1 pseudogene is annotated in these 389 nt (G+C 40.4%); it reads right to left on the bottom strand.

The window, feature by feature from the left end:
* Positions 1-389 (bottom strand): annotated as a pseudogene (locus tag ACJDT4_RS23350) (transketolase); the annotation flags it as partial.

Genomic DNA, 389 nt, shown 5'->3' with positions numbered 1-389 from the left:
TCTGTATTTCCTTCAATTGAGATGTTGTTTGAATCGTATAAAACTATTAGCTTTCCAAGTCCAAGAGTTCCAGCCAAAGATGATGCTTCACCGGATATTCCCTCCATCAGGCAGCCGTCTCCTGCTATAGCATAAGTATAGTGGTCTACAATTGTAAAATTAGGCTTGTTGAATTTGTTTGCGAGGTATGCTTCTGCTATTGCCATTCCAACTGCATTACATACACCTTGTCCAAGAGGTCCTGTTGTTATTTCAACTCCAGCTGTGTGACCGTATTCAGGATGTCCAGGTGTCTTACTTCCAACCTGCCTGAATTCCTTTATATCATCCATTGTAATTCCGTATCCAAATAAATGAAGAAGGGAATATTCAAGCATTGAACCATGTCC

Source organism: Clostridium neuense (assembly GCF_045310695.1).
GTDB classification, from domain to species: domain Bacteria; phylum Bacillota; class Clostridia; order Clostridiales; family Clostridiaceae; genus Clostridium_S; species Clostridium_S neuense.
This window is presented reverse-complemented; position numbering and strand designations above follow the sequence as displayed.